The sequence below is a fragment of the Synechococcus sp. R55.2 genome (assembly GCF_047462075.1).
Taxonomy (GTDB): domain Bacteria; phylum Cyanobacteriota; class Cyanobacteriia; order Thermostichales; family Thermostichaceae; genus Thermostichus.
In genome coordinates, this window is the sequence record NZ_JANSIH010000098.1 from 1 (window position 1) to 1,033 (window position 1,033).

Below are 1,033 nucleotides of genomic sequence, written 5' to 3' on the forward strand. Positions count from 1 at the left end.
CGCGTCCTAGCTCATCTCTGGGAACACCTGGTAGATTTCACAGATGGGGATCCGACTCGGATCTTGCCCAGAGCGGGCACTGGCCACAGCACCCTGCGGGCGCGCACCTTGCCCCCAGGCACGGCTGCTCAGGTGGGATCCGCTGCGGATCGGCTGATGACGATGGGGCAGCTGCCGAATGGCATCCACTTTGTCCTGCTCAACCAAGGTCCTGACCTGGGCATTTTGCGCCAGCAACAGGATCAGTTTCTGCAGGATGTGGTGGCCATTTCTGAGCCTCTCCGCCGCTAATGCTGACCTCAATTCGAACTTAATTTGAGATACAGCTCTCCCCCCACTTTCCCCATAGGAGGCTGAAGCTCAAGACCCCAGAGCCCCACAGGTTAGGAACAGGGTCAATTCATTTAAGAATGAGACGGCCCTGCAGCTAAGAAGGCATGGAGGTAGACCTCAGGAGGAAGCTTAGACCTGAGAGAGAGTCATAGGGTATGTCCAGGAAGGGAGCAGTTGCACGGATGAACAAGGTTAGTCGTGCAACAGTTTATCGCTGGCTGAACCGAGAAGACCTGAGGCCGACAAAAGTCAAGACCCGCAAGCGCAAGATAGACTCGGCTGCCCTGCAGCAAGACGGAGACCAGTACCCAGAAGCTCGACTGAAGGATAGAGCCCGGTCTGGCGTCCAACCCGTCCTGCCAGCGGGACGGAGTCCTCGCGCTATTGACTGTGCTCTTGAGAATGAGAAGGTGAAAGTAGCACAAAAAAAGAGTTATGGTCATTTCAATTAAACCAGGAGACTGCGCCCACACCTAAAACTTTGAATGCACGGGGCCATAGGGCTTTTCTCAATGGCCTAGGCAATGGCTCAGGCGTCTCACCCTAACCTGAAATGACTACCCGAAATGACCATAAGTACCTGTTTTTCTCCGACAATTGACTTTTGCTGCTGATGCAAACTCTTTGGCAGACCATCGCCCAGCACCTTTCAGAAGCAACAGGGGATCCCATCCAGCCCCTACAGTATCGTTCTGTGGGC

The 1,033-nt window shown here is 54.6% G+C and carries 1 protein-coding gene and 1 pseudogene; both read left to right on the forward strand.

All coding sequences use genetic code 11. The features are described 5' to 3' along the window. Positions 1 to 291 (forward strand): annotated as a pseudogene (locus NW838_RS03580) (hypothetical protein); the annotation flags it as partial. A gap of 224 nt (positions 292 to 515) precedes the next feature. Beyond that, positions 516 to 785 (forward strand): IS630 transposase-related protein, encoded by a 270-nt coding sequence (locus tag NW838_RS03585; RefSeq protein WP_414328998.1) that lies wholly within the window; start codon positions 516 to 518, stop codon positions 783 to 785. Positions 786 to 1,033 lie beyond the last annotated feature (248 nt).

Bases quoted from the DNA above. Each gene is read 5' to 3' on its own strand.
- NW838_RS03585 (WP_414328998.1), top strand. From the start codon at position 516: ATGAACAAGGTTAGTCGTGCAACAGTTTATCGCTGGCTGAACCGAGAA.